This window comes from Bacillus sp. REN10, from assembly GCF_016820555.1.
Taxonomy (GTDB): domain Bacteria; phylum Bacillota; class Bacilli; order Bacillales; family Domibacillaceae; genus Bacillus_CE.
This window is the reverse complement of record NZ_JADHDW010000047.1, coordinates 1-376: the sequence shown is the minus strand read 5'-3', so window position 1 is coordinate 376 and position 376 is coordinate 1. Positions and strand designations below refer to the sequence as shown.

Annotated in this window: 1 protein-coding gene; it reads left to right on the top strand. The window is 50.5% G+C overall.

Annotated elements, in window-relative coordinates:
- The coding region (locus tag IRB43_RS18345) for an aldehyde dehydrogenase family protein (RefSeq protein WP_203364752.1) at positions 1-376 on the top strand (376 nt) is incomplete at both ends.

The following is a 376-nucleotide window of genomic DNA, read 5'->3' as shown; positions in this document are numbered from 1 at the left end:
GTTGAACATCAAAGACGGGGTGCCGGTGGAAAGCCGTCCAGGCGAGTTCAACCGTTACGGCTACATTCCGTTAGGTGTCGGCATCATTATTTCGCCTTGGAACTTCCCGTTTGCGATCATGGCTGGAACAACGGTTGCGGCGATCGTGACTGGAAACACCGTTCTATTAAAGCCGGCTTCCACTACACCAATTGTTGCGGCAAAATTTGTGGAAGTGATGGAAGAAGCAGGACTTCCAGCGGGCGTGTTAAACTTCGTCCCAGGAAGCGGTGCGGAAGTGGGCGATTACTTAGTCGATCACCCGAAAACACGCTTTATTTCTTTCACTGGTTCTCGTGATGTCGGTCTGCGTATTTTCGAACGTGCGTCTAAATTA